The organism is Brevibacterium sp. W7.2 (assembly GCF_018137945.1).
Lineage (GTDB): Bacteria > Actinomycetota > Actinomycetes > Actinomycetales > Brevibacteriaceae > Brevibacterium > Brevibacterium sanguinis.
In genome coordinates this window covers 792,542-813,005 of record NZ_CP073089.1, presented here as the reverse complement: position 1 = coordinate 813,005, position 20,464 = coordinate 792,542, and the positions used below count along the sequence as shown (strand labels likewise).

Genomic DNA, 20,464 nt, shown 5'->3' with positions numbered 1-20,464 from the left:
CACAAGCCGCTCCGGGTAGTGCTCGATGTTCCGGATAGTGGTTGGGGCTCCGCATAGTTCTTGACGCCCACCGTGCCTTTCGCCGAACACCATTTCGGACCCCGCACCCGCAGCCGCAGACACAACCCGTGCACGCGGTGTGTGAGCGGCTCAGAGTGCCTCTCGAGAAGTGACACCGACGCACAAGCCGCTCCGGGTAGTGTTCGATGTTCCGGGTAGTGGTTGGGCTGCAGCAAGTGGTTGGGGCTCCGCGTAGTCTTCGACGCCCGGCGCGGCGGCTCGAGCGCCGTGAGTCAGCGCAATTGCTCGAGCTCGACGGATCGTTCAGCGCAGGCCGCGCGGTACCCCGCGGCGTCAGCCCGCAGCGCACCTGACGTCGCCGCGTCTTCTCACATGAAGTGGATGAGCAGTCCGATGCCGAAGGTGATGGCGGCGAGCAGGGCGAGACCGAGCTCGATGACGGTGCCGATGCCGATCGCCTTGATCGAGCCCCAGCTCGATCCCCACGCGACCTTCGGGTCCTTGAGTCGGGACAGCTCGGCGAGGTAGAGGCCGAGGACGAAGCCGACGGGCAGACCGACGACGGGGATGACGAAGAAGCCGACGATCGCGAGCACTCCGCCGAGCATGACCGACCGATTCGGCACGGACATCTCCTTGAGCTTGCGGCCCGTGAGAACGAGCGACGCGCTCATCCCGGCGGCGACGAGGACGGCGACGATCGCGAAGACGATCCACGCGGCGGGAGTGCCGATGACGATGGCCCAGATGAGCACCCCGATGCCGATGAGGATCGATCCGGGCAGCACCGGCACGATGATGCCGAGACAGCCGATGAGCACGGCGATGCCGACGAGCACGGACGTCAGAATGTCCGGATCCACCACGTGACGGGACCTTTCGAGTTCGGAGACGAGAGCGCAGGCTCGATCTTACGGGACGCGGGTGTGCGGCACCCGGCAGCCCTATGGGTGTCCGAGGTAGCTGACGTGGAGCCGGATGCGCGACTTCGGGTCGTAGGTCAGGCGGAGGTTCTTCGCGACGATCATCCAGACGAGCCCGACCGCGAACGCGAGCAGCCCCGAGGCCGCACCGACGGCCATCGACATGCGCGGACCGAACGCGTCGGCGACCCATCCCGCCAGCGGCGCGCCGAGCGGGGTGCCGCCCATGACGACGGCCGCATAGATCGCCATCACCCGGCCGCGGTAGGACGCCGGAGTCGTCGTCTGCACGTAGGCGTTCGCCGAGGTCAGCATCGTCAGCGACGCGAATCCGACGAGGATGAGCGCGGCGGCGAAGACGTAGTAGTTCGTGATGAGCGAGGCGAGTCCGACGGCGAGGCCGAACCCGCCGGCGGCGCCGAAGATGAAGCGCAGACGCGGTTTCTCCCGCTTCGCCGAGGCGAGGGCACCGGCCACCGACCCGATCGCCATGACGGAGTTGAGCAGGCCGAATCCGCTCGCATCCTTGCCGAACTCGATCCGCGCCATCGTCGCGGTGTAGATGTTGAAGTTGAATCCGAACGTCGCCACGATGAAGAGGACGACGAGCACGATGACGACGTCAGGGCGGGAGCGCAGGTAGCGGAACCCGCCGAGGACCCCGCCGCCGCCCCGGCGATTGGACGGGTGGAGGCGCGAGCGGTCGAGCCGGATGAGCACGGTGAGCGTCGCCGCGAACCCGAGCCCGCTGATGAGGAACACCGGTCCGGCGCCGACGAGCGCGGTGATGACTCCGGCGACCGCGGGCCCGATCATCCGCGCCCCGTTGAACGACGCGGAATTGAGGCTGACCGCGTTGGGCAGGAGCTTCTCGCCGACGAGCTCGGAGACGAAGGCCTGGCGGGCGGGAGTGTCGAGGGTGGCGAGGATGCCGAGGACGAGCGCGAGCACATAGACCTGCCACAGCTCGATCGTGTCGGTGATGACGAGGACGAAGAGCAGCAGTCCGACGGCGCCGAGGAGGGCCTGCGTGACCATGAGCAGCGCGCGCTTGGAGAACCGGTCGGCGAGCGCCCCCGCGAAGGGGAACATGATGAGCTGGGGACCCATCTGCAGCGCCATCGTGATGCCGAGCGCCGAGGCGTTGTTGTTCGTCAGATAGGTGAGGACGAGCCAGTCCTGGGCCGTCCTCTGCATCCACGTTCCGGTGTTCGAGATGAGCGCGCCGGCGAACCAGTGTCGGTAGTTCGGTTCGGCGAGCGACCGGAACGTGTGGGCCATCGAGTGGTTCAGCCCTCCTGGAACTCGAGTTCGCCGCGGGCGTAGTCGTCGACGACGGCTTCGGCCGGTTCGGTGTCCGGGCGTCTGACGTCGGTCTCCGAATGCGCGCCGCAGCCCGAATCGAGTTGGACGACGCGGCCGTCGAAGGGCGACCAGGCGTTCGCGCAGACCCCGAACTGCTCCCGCAGCGAACCGGCGATCGGCATGAAGTACCCGCAGGTGCTGCAGTGCGCCGAGGCGCGGGTGGAGAATTCGCCTTCGGCGCCGGCATCGGAGTTCGCCCACCGGGTCGCGGCCGAGGAGATCCCCTCGGGTGAGAGCACCCGCTCGCGACCGATGCCGAACTCGAAGTTGGCGATCTGGTCGATGTTGTCGGCCGAGTTGTCCTCGGTCTGCTGGTAGCCCGGCTGCAGGTTGGGATCGGAGTCGACCTTCGGCAGGGTGTCGCGCGGGGTGAGATCCCCGGGTTCGAGGCGCTGATCCCACGGCACCCACTCGGGGGCGACGAGGGCGTCGGGTCCCGGCAACAGGGCGGTCTCGCAGACGGTGACCTTCTTCGACCGCGGTGCCCGGGCGAGGACGGCGACCCAGCGCCAGCCCCGGTAGCTCGGGTCGGTGCACACGAAGTAGTGGGTGACGAGCCGGGTGCCCTCGGCCAGCGCACCGAGGTGCTCGCCGATCACGGAGCTGCCGGCCACCTCGGCGATCGCCGACCGGGCGACGTCGATCGCCGCTGCCAGCTGGGCGTCGAGGACGACCTTCTCCGGAGTCGAGCGGGCCGGTTTCACGGCTGCGGTCTTCTTCGTCGACGGCGCATCCGATGTCGTCACGGGATCGCTGCTGGCCGTCTCGGCATCGACAGTGGCCGTCGCGGCATCGGTGGAATCGACCGGCGCCGAGGTGGTGGCGACGTCCGCGTCCTCAGGCGCCGAGGCGGCGGCCTGGGTGCCCGTGCGCTGGTCGTCCAGCCACGTCGTGAAGAGAGAGGACATCATGACTCCAAATCGTCGGCGATCGCCCGCAGCAGCGAGGCGACCTTGTTCCCGTGCTCGCGGTCGGGGTAACGGCCGTGCTGCAGGCCGTTGTTCAGGTCATCGAGAACTTTGATGACGTCTTCAACCATAACCGCCATGTCCTCGGTGGAGCGGCGGCGGGCCTTCGCGACCTTCGCGGGAATGCTGATCAGCCGTGCTTTGAGCACCTGGGCGCCGCGGCGGGAGTCGACGACGTCGTAGTCGAGGCGGGTGCCCTTCGTGACCTCTGTGCCTTCGGGCAGGACCGAGGAGTGGAGGAAGGCCTGCGAGCCGTCCTCGGCGACGACGAAGCCGTAGCCCTTGTCGGCGTCGAACCATTTCACGCGTCCGGTTGGCATGGTGTCCTTTCGTGCAGTGCTGCCGTGGTGCGCAGCCGTGCGGTGTCTCGGAGGACCCGGTCGGGTCCTGTGTCTCTGACCGGCGGTGCCGGTCTGTGTCAGTGGTGCCAGGTAATGTCCTGCGCACCCAGATGGAAGGAGGTGGTCAATGGTGGTTCGTCGATCCCGCGACGCCGACGTCGAGCGCCTCGCACTCGTGGCTTGGCAACCGAAGGGGGCTCCGGCGGCTGAGCGAGAGTCTCATCGCTCGCCTCACGTCTCACTGTCGCCCGGTGGCTGCCGCGTGCCGTTGCTCTGTCCGTGAGCGTCACGGTGAGCGTTCGTCAACTGGTCGCAACCTCTGCCTGCGCTGAGCTGGGTCCGGCTGAGCCAGCCGTCCTCAGCTGCTCGGTCCGAGCGGTTTCGGTGAGCTGGCGTGAACTGCGGTCCGACCGAATGGAACCACCAACCGACTGGGGGTGATCGCCTCGGAGAAGCGAGCCTGCGGAAGTGAGCCCACGGTTCGTCTCAGCTCTCATTCACCCCTGGCTGCCTGCGTCTGAGCGCCGAGCGGATGACGACCGCTGCGAGCAGAGCGAAGGCGATGGGCAGAAGGATCATCGGCAGGTATGTCAGCAAGTGCGAGGGGGTGTACCCCATCCACGCCTGACCCAGAACGCCGATGAGACCGGCTGCTCCGATGACGGCTGCTGCGACGGCTACGACGACGATGGCCGTATCGACACGCTTGGCTGACAATGCTCGTCCTTCCCGAGGTGATTGGGCGTTCCTGACCCGTCCATTGTACCCCTGGGGATACACTGAACGGCGATGTCAATGACCTTCAGCACATGGCTGGCCCAGAGCTCCGACGCGGACTTCGAGTCGTTCGTGCGGACTCGTCGCGACCTCCTCCGGCCCGAGTCGCCGACACTGTCCACCCTCGCGGCCGCGACGTCCTCGCGCATCGGCGTCTCCCGCGGCATCGAAGCGCTCGACGCCGACCAGCTCGACCTCCTCATCGGCCTCGCCACGGCCGCCCGCACCGGGCCCGACATCAGTCTCGACCGCCTCGGCGATGCCGTCCCCGCTGACGCCGACCTCACCCGGCTGCGCGACCTCGGCCTCGCATGGCCGACGGACGCCCCCGGCATCTGGCGGATCCAGTCCGAGGCGATCACCCTCCTGCCCACCTCGGCGGCGGATTCCGCCCGCCCCCGCCCATGGCACACCTACACGGACTCCGCCCAGCGTCCGGACGCCTCGGCGACGACGATCCCCCAAGCCCTCGTCCACAACAGCGAACAGGCAGCCGTCGCCGAGGTCGTGTCCTCCCTGCGCGGACTCGTCGACGAGATGGAGTCCTCCCCCGCCTCCCGCCTGACGAGCGGCGGCATCTCGAAACGCGACGTCAGCCGCCTTGCGCGCACCCTCGAACTCGACCTCGAACCGACGATCACCCTGCTGCTGGCGGCGAAGTCCCTCGGTCTCATCGGCGTCCTCGACGATCCGCTCGACCCGCAGTGGACGGCAAGCGATGACGCGGCGACGATGCTCGCCGGTGATCGCGCCGACCTCTGGGCGTCCCTCGTCTCCTCGTGGCTGCGCGAATCCCAGGACGTCACCCAGCTCGTGACCGGGGCGAGCGCGAACGAGCGCCTCACCGTCCTCGCCGCCCCGAAGAAGTCCCTGTTCAAGGGCTTCAGCCAGTCGGTTCCGGCGATGCCGCTGCTGCGCTCCACCGTGCTCTCCGTGCTCCACGGCATCGGGGTCGGATCGTCGCGTTCGGCCGAGTGGATCCACGCGCAGGTCCTGCGATCCCGGCCGCTGACCCCGGCCCACGATCCCGCGATCACCGAGGAGGTCCTGCAGTCGGCGGTGATGTTCGGGCTCGCGACGACCCCGCTCCAGCAGCCGGGCCATTTCGGACCGAGCCGGTTCGGGGTGATGCTCGCCGCCGGTCTCGAGCGGGCTGCGGCCGCCGCGGTCCGTGACAATCCGGCGCTCGCGCCGCTCGGTGTCAGCGTCGCTGCACTGTCCGTGCCCGCCGAGGTCGTCGCCGAGGTCCGCACGGGACTCGTCCCCGAGGTCGACACCGTCCTCATCCAGTCCGATCTCACCGCCGTGGCGACCGGCCCGATCGACCCCCGCGTCCACCACATCCTCCGCCGCTTCGCCGTCGTCGAAGCCCGCGGCCAGGGCACCGTCTACCGCATCGACGGGGACACGATCGAGGCGAGCATGCAGTCCGGCGTCGACGCCGCCGAAGCGCTGCGCGAACTCGCCGCCATCAGCGCCGAACCGCTGCCCTCGACGCTCGATTTCCTCATCTCGAACACTGCGGCGAAGCTGCGCCGGGTCCGGGTCGCCGGGGCTCGCGCCGTCCTCGTCGTCGACGACCCGGTCGACCTCGACGTCATCCTCTCCGACCCGCTCATGGCCCCCGCCGGCCTCGACCGTCTCGCCCCGACGGTGGCGATCAGCCAGCTCGGCCCCGAGCGCACGATGCACCTTCTCGAGGCCGGGGATCATCACGCGCTCCTCCACTCCCCCGCCGGTCCCGTGCGCCGCCGGTCGGTGATCACGCAGACCGAACCCGAGGTGACGACGCGGACACGGGCCCGGGTCACCGACGACCGCCTCGGCGATTACATCCGCATCCTGCGCTCTCCCGCGGGCGCGACCGCGGAGCAGAAACCGACGGACGAACCGCTCGGTCACCTCGATCGGCTGCGGGAGGCCGCACAGGCCCGGACGCTCGTGACGATCCGGCTCGCCGACTCCCACGGTCAGGAGCGCATCGTGCAGATGCAGCCGACGACGGTCAACGGCGGACGCGTCCGCGGCACGGTGACGACGACCGGCGCCGAGGCCTCCCTGTCGATCGCGCGCATCGTCAGCGTCGAACCGGCGCCGGAGCCGACATGAGCACTCACCGGCGGGCGGGGGCACCGGTGGGAACAATCGCGCCGCCCGGCGCGTTGACCTCGTCGTTGTCACCTCGGCGAAGGAATTCATGAACGGACCTCTCATCGTCCAGTCCGATCGGACTGTGCTCCTCGAATCGGGGCACCCCCTGGCCACCGAGGCGGCGGTGGCGATCGCCCCGTTCGCGCAGCTGGCCCGGACCCCGGAGTACATCCACACGTACACGATCACCCCGCTGGGCCTGTGGAACGCGCGCGCGAGCGGCCACGACGCCGAATCGGTCGTCGACGTCCTCCTCGAGTTCGCGAAGTACCCGGTCCCGCACGAACTGCTCGTCGACATCGTCGACATCATGGACCGGTTCGGGGTGCTCACCCTCATCGACCATCCCATCCACGGTCTGACACTGACGTCGACGGAGACCGCACTCCTCGACCGGCTCACCGGTCAACCCGACCTCGTCGGCAAGTTCGGCAGGCGGCTCGATGAGGAGTCCGTCCTCGTCCACCCCTCGGAACGGGGCGAGCTCAAGCACGCCCTCCTCCAGCTCGGGCATCCGGTCTCCGACCACGCCGGCTACGTCGACGGCGAAGCCCACGACATCGAGCTCAGCGATGACGCCCACGGCGGGGCCTGGCATCTGCGCGACTACCAGCGGGAGGCCATCGACCAGTCGCTGTCCGGGGAGTCCGGGGTCGTCGTCCTCCCCTGCGGGGCCGGGAAGACGGTCGTCGGGGTCGCGACGATGTCGCGGGTGCAGACGACGACGCTCATCCTCGTGACGAACTCCGTGTCGGCGAAGCAGTGGAAGGACGAGATCCTCGCGCGCACGACGCTGACTGAGGACGAGATCGGCGAGTATTCGGGATCGGTCAAGGAGATCCGCCCGATCACGATCGCGACCTACCAGGTGCTCACGACGAGGCGGAAGGGCTCCTACCTCCACCTCGAACTCCTCGACGCCAAGGACTGGGGGCTCGTCATCTACGACGAGGTGCACCTGCTGCCGGCACCGATCTTCCGGCTCACCGCGAGCCTCCAGGCCCGGCGCCGACTCGGGCTGACCGCCACGCTCGTGCGCGAGGACGGCCGGGAGGACGAGGTGTTCTCCCTCATCGGACCCAAGCAGTACGAGGTGCCGTGGAAGGAGCTCGAACGCCTCGGCTTCATCGCCACCGCCGCGTGCCATGAGGTCCGCGTCCGGCTCGACGGGGGCACCCGCACCGCGTATGCCCGCGCCGACGGCGAGGACCGCTACCGTCTGGCCGCGACCTCGGATGCCAAGCTGCCGATCGTCAAGACCCTCGTCGCCGACCATCCGGAGGCGCAGATCCTCGTCATCGGCCAGTACCTCGACCAGCTCGAGGAGATCGGCGAGGCCCTCGGTGCCCCCGTGCTCACCGGGCAGACCCCGGAGTCACAGCGGCAGGAGCTCTTCCGCGACTTCCGGTCGGGGGCGATTCGGGTCCTCGTCGTGTCCAAGGTCGCGAACTTCTCCGTCGACCTGCCCGCCGCCTCGGTGGCCATCCAGGTCTCCGGCGCCTTCGGGTCGCGGCAGGAGGAGGCGCAGCGCCTCGGCCGGATCCTGCGCCCCAAGAAGGATTCGGGTTCGGCGACGTTCTACACCGTCGTCGCCGCCGACACCGTCGACGAGCACTTCGCCGCCCAGCGCCGCCGCTTCCTCACCGAGCAGGGCTACAGCTACGACATCGAGGTGCGGTAGGCGCGGGCCGCGAGGCTCACCCTCGGGCGCGAGACACGCGTCCCTCGTCCCAGACGGGCTCGTTCGACTCGTAGATCTCCCCGTCGGCGCCGAAGACGAGGAACCGATCGAAATCACGGGCGAACCAGCGATCGTGGGTGACCGCGAGCACCGTGCCGTCGAAGGCGGTGAGCGCATCCTGGAGCGCCTCGGCGGAGACGAGGTCGAGGTTGTCCGTCGGCTCGTCGAGGAGGAGCAGTGTCGCGCCGGCGAGTTCGAGCAGGAGGATCTGGAACCGCGCCTGCTGCCCGCCCGAGAGCGAGTCGAAGGTCTGCTCCGCGGCCCCGGCGAGTTCGTAGCGGGCCAGCGCCCGTGACGCGGGTTCGCGCGGCAGCCCGCTGCGGTGCTCGTCGCCCCGATGGAGGATGCCGAGCAGGGTCCGTCCGACGAGGTCGGGCCGCCCGTGGGTCTGCGCGAACCAGCCGGGCCGCACCCGGGCCCCCAGCCGCACCCGACCCTCATGGGCGACAGCGGGGATGTCGATGTCGCTGACCGGCCGATGCTCGGGTTCGGGATCGGTGCCGCCGGCGGCGAGCAGGCGCAGGAAGTGCGACTTCCCCGACCCGTTCGACCCGAGCACCGCCACCCGATCGCCGTAGTGGACCTCGAGGTCGAAGGGCAGCATGAGGTCGGTGAGCTCGAGTGCGTCGGCGACGATCGCGATCTTCCCCGTCCGACCCCCGCCGAGGCGGATCCCGAGGTTCTGCTCCCTGGGCATCGCCTCGGGCGGGCCGGCGGTTTCGAACCGCTCGAGTCGGGTCTGCGCCGCCCGGTACCGTGAGGTCATATCCGAGTTGTACGCGGCCTTCTGCTTGTACATCTGGACAAGAGCCTTGAGCTTCGCATGCTCCTCATCCCACCGTTTGCGCAGCTCCTCGAGCCGGTCGAACCGGGCGACCCGCGCCGCGTGATACGAGGTGAACCCGCCCGGATGCACCCAGGCGGTGTTGCCGGCGGCGGAGAGCTCGAGCGTGATGATCTCCGTCGCGGCCTGCGCGAGCAGCTCCCGATCGTGGGAGACGAAGAGGACGCTCTTGTCCGTCTCCCGCAGCTGCGCCTCCAGCCACCGCTTGCCCGGCACGTCGAGGAAGTTGTCCGGTTCGTCGAGGATGAGCACGTCGTCATGTCCGCGCAGCAGCGCCTCGAGGACGAGCTTCTTCTGCTCCCCGCCCGAGAGCGTCGCGATCGCCCGGTCCCGACACCGGTCGAAGGGGATCCCCAGCGCCGAGGTGATGCAGGTGTCCCAGAGGACCTCCGCGTCGTAGCCTCCCGCATCCGCCCATTCGCTCAGGGCGTTCGCGTAGGCCATCTGGACCTCGGTCGCCTCTCCGTCGGGGCCGAGCAGCCGCTCCTCGGCCCGCCGGACGACGGCGGCGGCCCGCTGGATCCGCTGGGGTGCGAGCTCTTCGAGCGCCTCGGCGACGGTGTCGGCGGTGATGAACTGGCGCATCAGACCGACGCTGCCGGTGTGGGACACCGACCCGGACTCCGGGGACAGCTCACCGGTGAGGATGCGCAGCAGCGTCGTCTTCCCCGCCCCGTTGGCGCCGATGAGCGCCGCCTTCGCCCCGTCGCCGACCCGGAACGACACCCCCGACAGCAGCGGTCTGCCGTCGGCGAGGGTGTACGCAACGTCGTTGATGTCGATATGGCCCATGGCCTCACGCTATCAGCGCCGCACCCAGGCGCCCTCCGCCCCCAGCAACCCTGCGGGCAACCGGGACGCACGCGCCTCGCCCGCTCACACCTCGGCGAGGGCTCCGGAGCGGGCGACGACCTCACGGGTGGCGATGCGCCGGGCCAGCCGGGCCTCGCCCCATTTGATGAAGACGACGCCGCCGAGGATGAAGACGCCGCCGAAGAGCTGGATCGGCGCGGGCAGCTCGGCGAGCAGGAGCCACGCGACGATGACGGAGAAGGGCACTTCGATGAGGTTGACGAACGAGCCGACGGTCGCGCCGATGTAGCGCAGGCCGAGGATGCCGGTGATGTAGGCGCCGGCGGTGAAGAGGATGATGAGCGCCATCGGCAGCACCCACGAGACCTGGAGGCCCCCGAAGTCGACGTCCGTCGTCGCCGCACCCCACGGCATGACGCCGAGGAGGACGATGAGACCCATGGTCAGCGCGCCGACGCCCATGCCGAGTCCGGTCAGTGCCACCGGCGGCACATTGATCGTGTCCTTCGCCGAGACGAGGAAGTAGGAGGCGAGGCAGACGGCGGCGGCGAGCGCCATGACGACACCGAGGACGCTGATCGAGGCCCCGCGCAGGTTGAGGACGAGGAGGAGACCGACCATCGAGACGAGGACCCCGATGAACGTCACGGTCGCCGGACGGGTCCGGGTCCGACCCCAGATCCAGAACACGATGAGCATCGGCGCCGTCATCTCGAGGAGCAGGGCGACGGCGACGGTGAGGTGTTCGACGGCGACGAAGTAGAAGCCCTGCACGCCGGCCATCGACACGAGCCCGTAGGTGAGGACCGTCTTCCAGTGCGTGCGCACCTCACTCCAGCGTCCGCGGAGCGCGATGAGGCTGGGGATGAGCAGGAGGAGCGCTGAGCCGATGAGGCGGATGAGCACGACCGCGCCCGGCGTCCACCCGACGGCGTACATCGTCTTCGCGATCGGCCCGGAGACGGCGAAGAAGAAGGCGGAGGCCAGGGTGAGGAGGAACCCCAGGACGACGGTGCGGGTCATTCTCAGCCTCCTGATATCGGGTGCGGTCGACGCGGTCGGATGAGCGCGCCGAGTTGGTGGTGGACGTGTCCATCGCCAGTATTTCCCACCGCCATGAAATGAGTCAAGTGCATTTTGCTCCTTACGCGATGTGGCACAATGGCAGGCATCATGACTTTCGCGTATGACATCCGCTCGAACCTCACGATGCTCGTCGACCTCCTCAACACCGCGGGCGGCATCGCCGCGGACGGGGATCAGCTGACGACGACCGCGGGCCTCCGCGACTTCGCCGCCGGACACGACTTCTCCGGGCCGCTCACGGCGACGAAGGCCGACGTCGAGGAGACGCGCCGCCTGCGCGAGCGCTTCGCCGCCGCCTTCGAGGCGGGCCTCGACTCCGTGCCCGCGGCCGTCGGCACAAACGCGGCCGGCGACACCGATCCGGACGGAGATTCGGCGGCCGACGCCCTCGAGCGGCGCATCGTCGAGGAGGTCAATCTCACCCTGCGCGAGACCGACGCGCTGCCGCAGCTCGTGCGCCACGGCGACTGGGACTGGCACCTCCACGCCGTGGGCGCGACGGCGAGCCTCGCCGACCGCGTCGCCGCCGATGTCGCCCTCGTGCTCATCGACCTCATCCGCTCCGGCGACCTCGACCGCCTGGGCCGATGCGCGGCCGAGGACTGCCGGGCCTACCTCGCCGACTTCAGCCGCAACCGCTCGAAGCGCTTCTGCGACACCGGCAACTGCGCCAACCGCACCCACGTCGCCGCCTTCCGCGCCCGCCAGAGCGACGCCGGCGACCACGCCTCCTGAACCCGACCTGCTCGCAGGCTGAAAAATCCCGCAATTCACCACTCCGATCCTGAGAGCCGAAGCCCCTCAGGGGACTCGAATGGACTTTTCTGGGAATTTTCCGTGACGGAGGTCACAATCGCATTCAGGCAACGTTCACCTGGCTCCCAGACTCGCTCTTCACACTGAAGTCATGACTACACAGAACGACACCGACATCGAAGCCACTCTGCTCGTTGTCGACGATGAGCCCAACATCCGCGAACTCCTCTCCACGAGCCTGCGCTTCGCCGGCTTCGACGTCGTGTCGGCAGCCAACGGCGCCGAGGCCCTGCGCCTCGCCGAGCAGACCACCCCCGACCTCCTCGTCCTCGACGTGATGCTGCCGGACATGGACGGCTTCACCGTCACCCGGCGCCTCCGCCAGATCGGGATGAACGCCCCCGTCGTCTTCCTCACCGCCCGCGATGACACCTCTGACAAGATCACGGGGCTGACCGTCGGCGGCGATGACTACGTGACGAAGCCGTTCAGCCTCGAAGAGGTCGTCGCCCGCATCCGCGCCGTCCTCCGCCGCACCCGCAGCCTCGAGGACGAGGAGAACGCCGTCATCGTGGCAGGCGATCTCGAACTCGACGACGACACCCACGAGGTGCGCCGCTCGGGGATCCTCATCGACCTCTCCCCCACCGAGTTCAAGCTGCTGCGCTACCTCATGCTCAACGCCAACCGCGTGCTCTCGAAGTCGCAGATCCTCGACCATGTCTGGGAATACGACTTCGGCGGCGACACGGGAATCGTCGAGTCCTACATCTCCTACCTGCGACGCAAGATCGACGTCACCCCGGAAACGGACGCCGCCGGTCACACCGTGGAGATGGAGTGGACGCCGATGATCCAGACGAAGCGCGGCGTCGGCTACATGCTGCGCACACCGGAATCCAAGTAGTCGCCCAAGCACGGGCGCTAGATTACTCACGTGGCAACAAAACACACCCGTCCCTCCCGACCCGGTTTCTGGGAGGAGTGGTCTCTGACCACCAAGCTCCTGGGGATCATGATGCTGCTCATGCTGCTCGTTCTCTCGGGGACGAGCGCGTGGGTGCTCGAGAACCTGCGCGACAGTCTCATCGAGCGCACCGACGAGCGGCTCATCAGCGCGTCCGAAACGCTCGCGAAGCAGGCCTACCAGGATGTCTTCGCCCCGGCGCAGCTGCAGTCGACCGAATCCGGCGGCGACGGCAGTGCGACGACGATCGACTCGAACTCGTGGAACGAGCTCAAGAGCCTCCTGCCCGGCGGCTTCTACGTCCAGTTCTACTCGACCGACGGCAAGGCGATCAGCGATCCCGTGGCGCCCGAGCCGAAGAATCAGCCGGTGCTGCCGCCGATCACCGAATCCGATGTCTATGCGCAGGGCGGCCGGCCGTTCACGGTGTCCGGCACGAAGTCGCAGTGGCGGGCACGGGCGATGAAGGTGCAGAACACCGACGTGCTCGTGGCGATCGCGGTCCCCTTCGACCGCGAGATCGACAACATCAACGAGCGCGCCCGCAACACGATGATCGGCATCGGCCTCCTCGCTCTGGCGATGGTCGCCGGAGTCGGCTACTGGGCGATCAACAACACCTTCCGCCCGCTGCGCGACATCGAGAAGACGGCCTCGCGGATCGCCGGCGGCGACCTCAGCCAGCGCGTGCCGACGTTCCCCCGCAACACGGAGCTCGGGAGGCTCTCGGCGGCGCTCAACACGATGCTCGGTCGCATCGAGGACTCCTTCGACGGTCAGACGCGGTCGGAGAAGCGGATCCGACAGTTCGTCTCCGACGCCTCGCACGAGCTGCGCACCCCGCTCGTGACGATCCGCGGCTACGCCGAGCTCTACCGTCAGGGAGCGATCACCAAGCCCGATGACATCGCGCAGGCGATGGAGCGGATGGAGTCGGAGGCCAAGCGCATGGGCGTCCTCGTCGACGACCTCGTCGTCCTCGCCCGGCTCGACGAGCAGCGCCCGACGGAGATCGGCCCGATCGACCTCTTCAAGGTCGTCCGCGACGCCGCCGCCGACGCCGCCGCGCAGGCCCCTGACCGGGAGATCAGCTTCGTCGGCCTCGACGGGGACGATGCCTCCCCGGTGCCGCTCATCCGCGGCTCGGAGTCGAAGATCCGCCAGGTCATCGTCAACCTCGCCGGCAACGCCGTCCGCCACACCCCGGAGGACGCGGCGATCGAGTTCGCCGTCGGCGTCGTCGGACTCCCCGAGGACCCCACGGCCGAGGCCGGCACCACCGGCTCGGACGACAGCGGAAAGGCAGGGGCGAAGGAGAAGTCCCGGGAGCGCGGCTTCGTCACCGGCGGAGTCCGCATCTTCCGTCGCGGCGACGCGAGCGGAGCGGAGCCTGCCGACGCGCAGGAGCCGGCGGGAATCGTCCCCAACGTCACGGCGGCGGGCACGGTCGCCGTCGACGAGTCGCTGCGCGGCTTCCCGAACGGACGCGTCCGCTTCGAGGTCCGCGACCACGGCGAGGGCATCGACCCCGAGCTCGTCCCCCGCATCTTCGAACGGTTCTACCGGCTCGACGTCTCACGCACCCGCGACACCGGCGGATCCGGCCTCGGACTCTCGATCGTCAAGGCGATCGTCGAGAACCACCACGGAGTCATCTCCGTGCAGCAGACACCCGGGGGCGGCGCGACCTTCCGCGTCGACCTGCCCATCCCAGATAACGAAGACAGTGCTCCAGACGCGCGAAAGGACGAGCGATGAGCAGCAACGACGGCAACACTCCCCGCAACCGGGGACGCCACGGAGACGACGACTACCGGACGTTCCCCACCGACGGTTCCCGTGCGTCATCGGACGTTCCGCGCACCTTCCCGACCTCCGATCAGGGGGCCTCGCCGAGGCGGGACGGCGCAACCGCGTCCGACCCGTCCCAGCCGGGTTCAGGTCAGGGGCAGCCCGATCCCTCCACGCGCAGCTTCCCCGCCGCGCCTGGCCAGGGACAGCCCGGGACCGGTCGCGGCGAGGACACGACTCGGGTGCAGCCGACTTATGCGCAGACGCCTGGGGACAACTCGCGAGGAGTGACCGGAGCACCGCAGGGCAATGCGAGCGGCGGCCACCTCTCGGGCCCCGGCCAGCAGTCGGGCTCGGGCCAGCAGCCTGGCTCGGGCCAGCAGTCAGGCCAGCAGTCAGGCTCGGGCCAGTCCGGCTACGGATCCTCGGGATACGGGTCGTCGAACCAGCCGAGCGCCTCGAGTCCCTTCAGCCCCGCAGGCCAGCAGGGCGCGGGCGGCGCCTCGGCGTCCGGACAGTCCGGTGCCGACCGGTACGGGCAGAATCCGACGCCCGGCTCGGGCCAGCACGGGGCGGGCTCGGGTCAGCACGGTGCGGGATCCGGACAGTCGGGTCAGCACGGTGCGGGGTCCGGACAGCCAGGCCAGTACGGTGCGGGGTCCGGACAACCGGGCCAGTACGGTGCAGGGACCGGGCAGCAGGGAACGACCGGTTCGACCGCGACCTTCGGCGCGGCGGCGGGTGCCGGCGCGGCAGCCGGTGCCGCTGCCGGTTCGAGTTCGGCGACGACCGGTCCCGCAGGGTCCCAGCAGGCCTCACCGTATGGCGGTTACGGCTCGAACGCCTACGGTTCCGGGAGCTACGGATCCGCCGCCTACGGGTCGAACCCGTCAGGCCCCGGTGGACCCGGCGATCAGGGTCCGTACGGCGGTGGAGCACCGCCTCGGCGCCAGAAGCGCGGACCGGGCTGGGGGGCGACGATCGCGATCGCCCTCATCGCCGCGCTCATCGGCGGAGGCGCAGCGTTCGGCGGCAGCTACGCGGTCAACGCCCTCCAGGACGACGCCCCGCGCAAGGTCGCCGAGCAGACCATCGAGACCCCCGACTGGACTCAGGTCGCGAAGCAGGCCTCCGAGGCCGTCGTCTCGATCCAGGCCGGTGTCGGCGGACGTCCCGTCGCGCTCGGCTCGGGATCGCTCTATGACGACCAGGGCCATGTCATCACGAACAACCACGTGGTGGCGCCGTCGGACACCGCAGGCGGAGAGCTCACGGTGACGATGAAGAGCGGCGCGGCGATGAAAGCGAGCATCGTCGGGCGCGACCCCTCGACCGACATCGCGATCATCAAGCTCGATCAGGTTCCGCAGAACGTCACGCCGCTGCCGGTGGGCGATTCGAAGGCACTCCAGGTCGGCGATCCCGTGATGGCGCTGGGCAACCCGCTCGGACTCGCCGACTCGGTGACCACCGGCATCGTCTCCGCCCTCGACCGGCCGGTGACCACGGAGAACATCGGTGACGACGCCTCGGCCCAGCAGCGGGAGCTGACCATCACGAACGCCATCCAGACGGATGCGGCCATCAACCCGGGCAACTCGGGCGGCCCGCTCGTCGACGGCAACGGCAACTTCATCGGCGTCAACTCCGCCGCCGCCTCACTCGGCTCCGGCGAGGAGGGACAGCAGTCGGGGTCGATCGGCATCGGCTTCGCGATCCCCGCCTCGCAGGCGGTGTCGATCGCCGATCAGCTCATCGCGACCGGCCAGGCTCTGCACCCGTTCCTCGGCGTCACCCTCACCGACGGGCAGATCAACAGCGGCGGAGTGACCCGCGCCAGCGCGAAGGTGCAGACCGTCGAGGCAGGATCGCCGGCCGCAGCGGCCGGGTTCCAGGACGGTGACGACGTCATCGCCGTGGGCGGCACGAAGGTCAACAGCGCAGTGTCGCTGCAGGCCCTCGTCCGCGCTCAGCCGGTCAACACTCCCGTCGACTTCACGATCGTCCGCGGCGGCCAGGAGCAGAACCTCCAGGTGTCCCTCGAACTGAAGTGAGGCTCGAGCGCCGAGGCCGCCTCGGCGCTGCGCGTCTGCGACACGGCGTCTCCCCACTCGGGGAGGCGCCGTTCGCGTGGCGACACTTCCGCGCACCAGCTCGCCAGGTGCGACATCCCCTCGCTGGCTTCTCCCCCGGGCCCGTGTGGCTCTGCTTGGTCGCCTGCGGGTGTGACTCGCGTTCGTGCGGCGGTGGAGGACGCACACACTCGTGTGCGAGACGACTGTGGACGCTCAGCACGTATCCACAGGGATGTTCCACGCCCTTGCGACCGTGACCGCCCGATGAGGATCGTGGTCACCGCACTGACCCGGTGCGCTCGCGCAGCACGGCGGAATCCACGATTCGCCGACCATCAGAGGAGAGATCATGAGTTTCGAAGTCGACGCCGAACGCGTCTCGTCCGCGGCCACGGCGACCGCCGCATCGTCCCAGGCACTCATCGCCGAGTCGAACACGATGCTGCGGAACCTGCTCACCCTGCAGGAGTGCTGGAAGGGCAGCGCCGCCCAGAACTTCCAGGCGGTGATCAACCAGTGGGAGGGGGCTCAGAAGCAGCTGTTCGAATCGCTCACCTCGATCCACGGTGCGCTCGGCACCGCAGCCACCCAGTACTCCGAGGTCGAGGCGGCGAACTCGCGTCTCTTCGCGCCGTGACCGATCCACGAGCGAGCACTCCGGCTGCACCTCCTCGCGCCGTGAGCGATCCAAGAGCGAGCACTGCGGCCGCGTCTCCTCGCACCGTGACCGGTTCAGAACCGAGCGCCGTGATCGGGTCCTCAAGGACACCCGGAGCGCAGGCCGGACTGAGGGGCGGGCCGACAGAGTCCGACCACAAGTCCGCCGTCACGCATCAGGGGGTGAATCCGCGCTGTCCGCACGTGCGCGACACGCTGAGTCATCTGTAGTTCTCCCTCGCCGACATCTGGGAAACTATCAGCCTTTTTGAGTAGGCTGAAGGGGATAGTTCACGGCGATCGAGGCCGGGACACTCCGCACCCGGAGGTTTCCGACCGCACTCGTCGGACCAGGACCAGAGCAGGAGTCGACAACGGTGAGCATCTTCCAACGAATCGCGACGATCTTCGGAGCGAAGGCGAACAAGGCCCTCGACAAGGCCGAGAACCCCAATGAAACCCTCGACTACTCGTACCAGAAGCAGCTCGAACTGCTGCAGAAGGTGCGCCGCGGCGTCGCGGACGTCGCCACCAGCCGCAAGCGCCTCGAACTGCAGATCAATCAGCTCGAGCAGCAGCAGAACAAGCTCTCCGGGCAGGCCCAGAAGGCCATGGAGATCGGCCGTGAGGACCTCGCCCGTGAGGCTCTGACCCGCAAGTCCGGTCTCTCGCAGCAGATCACCGACCTGCAGACCCAGCACGAGGGCCTCCAGGGCGAGGAGCAGAAGCTCACGCTGGCCTCGCAGCGGCTGCAGGCGAAGGTCGATGCCTTCCGCACGCGCAAGGAGACCATCAAGGCCACCTACAACGCCGCTGAAGCGCAGTCGAAGATCGGAGAGGCGTTCTCGGGCATCTCCGAAGAGCTCGGCGACGTCGGACTCGCCGTCCAGCGCGCCGAGGACAAGACCGCGGCCCTGCAGGCACGGGCCGGCGCTGTCGACGAACTCATCGCCTCCGGCGCCCTCGAGGACGTCACCGGCTCGTCGAAGGACGACATCAGCGCCCAGCTCGATGCCCTCTCCAGCGAGAACGACGTCGAGATGGAGCTCGCCCGGATGCGCGAATCGCTGCCCGCCGGCCAGGAGAAGAACAACCAGAAATCGCTCGAAGGCGAGGGTCAGTGATGATCATCCGCATCATGGGCGAGGGCCAGTACGACGTCGCGAACGTCGACCAGGAGCTTCTGCAGAAGTACGACAACCAGGTCGAACACGCCGTCGAATCCGGTGACGAGGAGGAGGCGAAGTCCGCGCTCAACGCGCTCCACGACTACGTCATCAGCCACGGCACGCCCGTCTCCGATGACTACCTCGGATCGAGCGATGTCGTCGTGCCCTTCGTCGACGCGACCCTGACGGAGATCGCCGAGCTGCTCACCGGCGAAGGGTTCATCCCCGACCCCGCGTGAGCCGGACCGGCCTCCGGCCCCGCAGCACGATCCCGATGAACGCCGGTGCACCGGTTCGACGATGACACCTCCGGCCCATTGCCTGCTCACCAGGCAGTGGGCCGGACCTGCAACACCAGAGAGGAATGAGGATGTCCAACCGTTTCGTCAAGGACAGCGGGCTCACGATGCGCATGGGGTGGACGATCTTCCTCAACGGCCTCATCTACGTCGTCCTCATCCTCGCCATCTGGTGGATGCTCGGCGGCAGCACGACCGGAGTCATCATCGCGGTGGTCGTCAGCATCGGGGCGTTCTTCTTCCAGTGGTACTTCTCCGACTCCATCGCGATGAAGGCGATGGGGGCACGGGAGGTCACCCCCGAGGAGGCCCCCGAACTCCACACGATGGTCGACCGCCTCACACAGCTCTCCGATTCGACGAAGCCGCGGGTGGCCGTGTCGAACTCGGCGACGCCGAACGCCTTCGCCACCGGGCGCTCCCCGAAGCGGTCCGTGGTCTGCGTGACCCGCGGTCTGCTCGAGAACCTCGATCGCGAAGAGGTCGAGGTCGTCCTCGCCCATGAGCTCTCCCACGTCGCCCACCGTGACGTCACCGTCATGACGGTGGCGGGAGTGACCGGCGTCGTCGCCGCCCTGATGATGCGCGCCGGCTACTACATGACCCTCGGCGGGCGCCGCGACAACAACGGCGGCATCCCGATCCAGCTCCTCTTCATCCTCGTCGGAGCCGTGGTCTACGGACTCTCGTTCCTCCTCATCCGCAGCCTCTCCCGCTACCGCGAGCTCGCCGCCGATCGCGCGGCCGCGCTCCTCACCGGCCGCCCGTCGGTGCTCGCCTCGGCGCTGACGAAGCTGAGCGGAGACATGAACAAGATCCCGGAGAAGGACCTCCGCGCCACCGCCTCGGCGAACCATCTCGCGCTCATCCCCGCCGCCCACGGCGGCTCGGGCTTCGGGGAGCTCTTCTCCACCCATCCCTCGCTCGACAAGCGGCTCGCTCAGCTCGCGAAGATCTCCGCGCAGCTGTCGAAGCCGGAGTGAGCCGACGCCCCGGCTGACGGGCACCACGGCAGCACTGCGACCGACCGCCTGACCGGCGACGAATCCACCACTGACCGACCACCACCGATGAGGAGTTTCATGGGCTTCTTCGACGCCATCCTGGGACGCTCCAAACCCAAACGCGCCAACCTCGACGACCTCTTCGCGCTTCCACCGGCCGCGCTCACCCTGCAGGCGGCGACAGGATTCGTCCCGACCGGTGTCGGTGCCGTCGTCTTCCGCCAGGTCGAGGGCGCGGCGTTCGACTCCGCCGAGCAGGAGAGCGTCGCCCTCATCGGCTCGGACCCGGCCGCGAGTGTGCGGCAGACGAACGACGGCTTCGGCTACACGTGGCAGGTCGTCTCCGACGCGGATGGCGACGCCGTCAACCTCGTGACGAACCTCCACGCCGTCAACTCCGCCCTCGTCAATCAGGGCTTCGACACGATGCTTCTGTGCTCGACCGTCTATTTCGCGCACCCGGACGGGCGCCGCCTTGCCCTCGTCTACCAGTACAAGCGCGGAACGTTCTACCCCTTCGCCCCGACCGGCCCCCGGCAGCGGGACAATGCGCTCGAGATCCAGGTCCGCGGCATCCTCTCCGGCGAGCTGCCGTTCGAGGACGACATGTCCCGCTGGTCCCCGCTCTGGGATGCGCCGGGCATGGACGAGACCCCCCGCGCCCTCGACAGCTGACACCTCGTCCGGCGCGGTGCGACAGCCGACCGCGTCGCTGC

At 68.8% G+C, this 20,464-nt stretch carries 18 protein-coding genes; 11 read left to right on the top strand and 7 right to left on the bottom strand.

Features of this window, described 5'->3' with window-relative positions; genetic code table 11:
* Window positions 1–389: 389 nt before the first annotated feature.
* From J9315_RS03540 to J9315_RS03520, 5 genes are all read right to left on the bottom strand, one after another.
* Window positions 390–884 (bottom strand): DUF456 domain-containing protein, encoded by a 495-nt coding sequence (locus J9315_RS03540; protein ID WP_198499559.1) that lies wholly within the window; start codon window positions 882–884, stop codon window positions 390–392.
* Window positions 885–965: 81 nt separating this feature from the next.
* Window positions 966–2,225: an MFS transporter gene (locus J9315_RS03535; protein WP_198499560.1), complete on the bottom strand. Its 1,260-nt coding sequence runs from the start codon at window positions 2,223–2,225 to the stop codon at window positions 966–968.
* 8 nt (window positions 2,226–2,233) lie between these two features.
* Window positions 2,234–3,217, bottom strand: a complete 984-nt coding sequence (locus J9315_RS03530; protein WP_249121014.1) for a DUF3027 domain-containing protein — start codon at window positions 3,215–3,217, stop codon at window positions 2,234–2,236.
* Complete coding sequence (locus tag J9315_RS03525) at window positions 3,217–3,597, bottom strand: cold shock domain-containing protein (RefSeq protein WP_198499562.1); 381 nt, start codon at window positions 3,595–3,597, stop codon at window positions 3,217–3,219. Before J9315_RS03525 ends, J9315_RS03530 begins: the two co-directional genes overlap by 1 nt.
* Window positions 3,598–4,104: 507 nt before the next feature.
* The gene (locus tag J9315_RS03520; protein WP_198499563.1) at window positions 4,105–4,335 is read right to left on the bottom strand and encodes a hypothetical protein; all 231 of its coding nucleotides are present in this window, start codon (window positions 4,333–4,335) and stop codon (window positions 4,105–4,107) included.
* Between the two features lie 78 nt (window positions 4,336–4,413).
* On the opposite strand from J9315_RS03520, the gene J9315_RS03515 reads away from it, so the two are divergent.
* Window positions 4,414–6,504, top strand: coding sequence for a helicase-associated domain-containing protein (locus tag J9315_RS03515; protein WP_232623683.1), 2,091 nt, complete (start codon window positions 4,414–4,416; stop codon window positions 6,502–6,504).
* A gap of 88 nt (window positions 6,505–6,592) precedes the next feature.
* Window positions 6,593–8,227, top strand: a complete 1,635-nt coding sequence (locus J9315_RS03510) for a DNA repair helicase XPB (RefSeq protein WP_198499565.1) — start codon at window positions 6,593–6,595, stop codon at window positions 8,225–8,227.
* 16 nt (window positions 8,228–8,243) lie between these two features.
* Here the strand turns inward: J9315_RS03510 and J9315_RS03505 are convergent, their stop codons facing one another.
* Both J9315_RS03505 and J9315_RS03500 read right to left on the bottom strand, forming a co-directional pair.
* On the bottom strand, window positions 8,244–9,923 hold the full coding sequence (locus tag J9315_RS03505; RefSeq protein WP_198499566.1) for an ATP-binding cassette domain-containing protein: 1,680 nt from the start codon (window positions 9,921–9,923) through the stop codon (window positions 8,244–8,246).
* Window positions 9,924–10,007: 84 nt separating this feature from the next.
* Entirely contained in the window at window positions 10,008–10,967 is a 960-nt protein-coding gene (locus J9315_RS03500; RefSeq protein WP_198499567.1) for a DMT family transporter, read from the bottom strand.
* Window positions 10,968–11,105: 138 nt separating this feature from the next.
* On the opposite strand from J9315_RS03500, the gene J9315_RS03495 reads away from it, so the two are divergent.
* From J9315_RS03495 to J9315_RS03455, 9 genes are all read left to right on the top strand, one after another.
* Window positions 11,106–11,765 carry a CGNR zinc finger domain-containing protein gene (locus J9315_RS03495; RefSeq protein ID WP_232623684.1) on the top strand — a complete coding sequence of 220 codons (660 nt, stop codon included), beginning with the start codon at window positions 11,106–11,108 and terminating at the stop codon, window positions 11,763–11,765.
* 172 nt (window positions 11,766–11,937) lie between these two features.
* Entirely contained in the window at window positions 11,938–12,693 is a 756-nt protein-coding gene (locus J9315_RS03490) for a response regulator transcription factor (RefSeq protein ID WP_137824402.1), read from the top strand.
* A gap of 111 nt (window positions 12,694–12,804) precedes the next feature.
* Entirely contained in the window at window positions 12,805–14,511 is a 1,707-nt protein-coding gene (locus tag J9315_RS03485) for an ATP-binding protein (RefSeq protein WP_232623924.1), read from the top strand.
* Entirely contained in the window at window positions 14,508–16,598 is a 2,091-nt protein-coding gene (locus J9315_RS03480) for a trypsin-like peptidase domain-containing protein (RefSeq protein WP_198499569.1), read from the top strand. The genes J9315_RS03485 and J9315_RS03480 overlap by 4 nt, the downstream gene beginning before the upstream one ends.
* Window positions 16,599–16,968: 370 nt before the next feature.
* Window positions 16,969–17,256, top strand: coding sequence for a WXG100 family type VII secretion target (locus J9315_RS03475; protein ID WP_198499570.1), 288 nt, complete (start codon window positions 16,969–16,971; stop codon window positions 17,254–17,256).
* A gap of 397 nt (window positions 17,257–17,653) precedes the next feature.
* Window positions 17,654–18,400: a PspA/IM30 family protein gene (locus J9315_RS03470; RefSeq protein WP_171007134.1), complete on the top strand. Its 747-nt coding sequence runs from the start codon at window positions 17,654–17,656 to the stop codon at window positions 18,398–18,400.
* Entirely contained in the window at window positions 18,400–18,684 is a 285-nt protein-coding gene (locus J9315_RS03465) for a hypothetical protein (protein WP_198499571.1), read from the top strand. The genes J9315_RS03470 and J9315_RS03465 overlap by 1 nt, the downstream gene beginning before the upstream one ends.
* A gap of 131 nt (window positions 18,685–18,815) precedes the next feature.
* The gene (gene htpX / locus J9315_RS03460) at window positions 18,816–19,727 is read left to right on the top strand and encodes a zinc metalloprotease HtpX (protein WP_198499572.1); all 912 of its coding nucleotides are present in this window, start codon (window positions 18,816–18,818) and stop codon (window positions 19,725–19,727) included.
* Between the two features lie 99 nt (window positions 19,728–19,826).
* A complete protein-coding gene (locus J9315_RS03455) occupies window positions 19,827–20,423 on the top strand; it encodes a hypothetical protein (RefSeq protein WP_198499573.1) in 597 nt (198 codons plus the stop codon).
* The last annotated feature ends 41 nt before the right edge of the window (window positions 20,424–20,464 follow it).

Coding starts and splice junctions, on each gene's coding strand:
- J9315_RS03535 (WP_198499560.1), bottom strand. CDS start 2,225: ATGGCCCACACGTTCCGGTCGCTCGCCGAACCGAACTACCGACACTGG.
- J9315_RS03530 (WP_249121014.1), bottom strand. CDS start 3,217: ATGTCCTCTCTCTTCACGACGTGGCTGGACGACCAGCGCACGGGCACC.
- J9315_RS03525 (WP_198499562.1), bottom strand. CDS start 3,597: ATGCCAACCGGACGCGTGAAATGGTTCGACGCCGACAAGGGCTACGGC.
- J9315_RS03515 (WP_232623683.1), top strand. CDS start 4,414: ATGACCTTCAGCACATGGCTGGCCCAGAGCTCCGACGCGGACTTCGAG.
- J9315_RS03510 (WP_198499565.1), top strand. CDS start 6,593: ATGAACGGACCTCTCATCGTCCAGTCCGATCGGACTGTGCTCCTCGAA.
- J9315_RS03505 (WP_198499566.1), bottom strand. CDS start 9,923: ATGGGCCATATCGACATCAACGACGTTGCGTACACCCTCGCCGACGGC.
- J9315_RS03500 (WP_198499567.1), bottom strand. CDS start 10,967: ATGACCCGCACCGTCGTCCTGGGGTTCCTCCTCACCCTGGCCTCCGCC.
- J9315_RS03495 (WP_232623684.1), top strand. CDS start 11,106: ATGGCAGGCATCATGACTTTCGCGTATGACATCCGCTCGAACCTCACG.
- J9315_RS03490 (WP_137824402.1), top strand. CDS start 11,938: ATGACTACACAGAACGACACCGACATCGAAGCCACTCTGCTCGTTGTC.
- J9315_RS03485 (WP_232623924.1), top strand. CDS start 12,805: ATGCTGCTCATGCTGCTCGTTCTCTCGGGGACGAGCGCGTGGGTGCTC.
- J9315_RS03480 (WP_198499569.1), top strand. CDS start 14,508: ATGAGCAGCAACGACGGCAACACTCCCCGCAACCGGGGACGCCACGGA.
- J9315_RS03475 (WP_198499570.1), top strand. CDS start 16,969: ATGAGTTTCGAAGTCGACGCCGAACGCGTCTCGTCCGCGGCCACGGCG.
- J9315_RS03465 (WP_198499571.1), top strand. CDS start 18,400: ATGATCATCCGCATCATGGGCGAGGGCCAGTACGACGTCGCGAACGTC.
- htpX (WP_198499572.1), top strand. CDS start 18,816: ATGTCCAACCGTTTCGTCAAGGACAGCGGGCTCACGATGCGCATGGGG.
- J9315_RS03455 (WP_198499573.1), top strand. CDS start 19,827: ATGGGCTTCTTCGACGCCATCCTGGGACGCTCCAAACCCAAACGCGCC.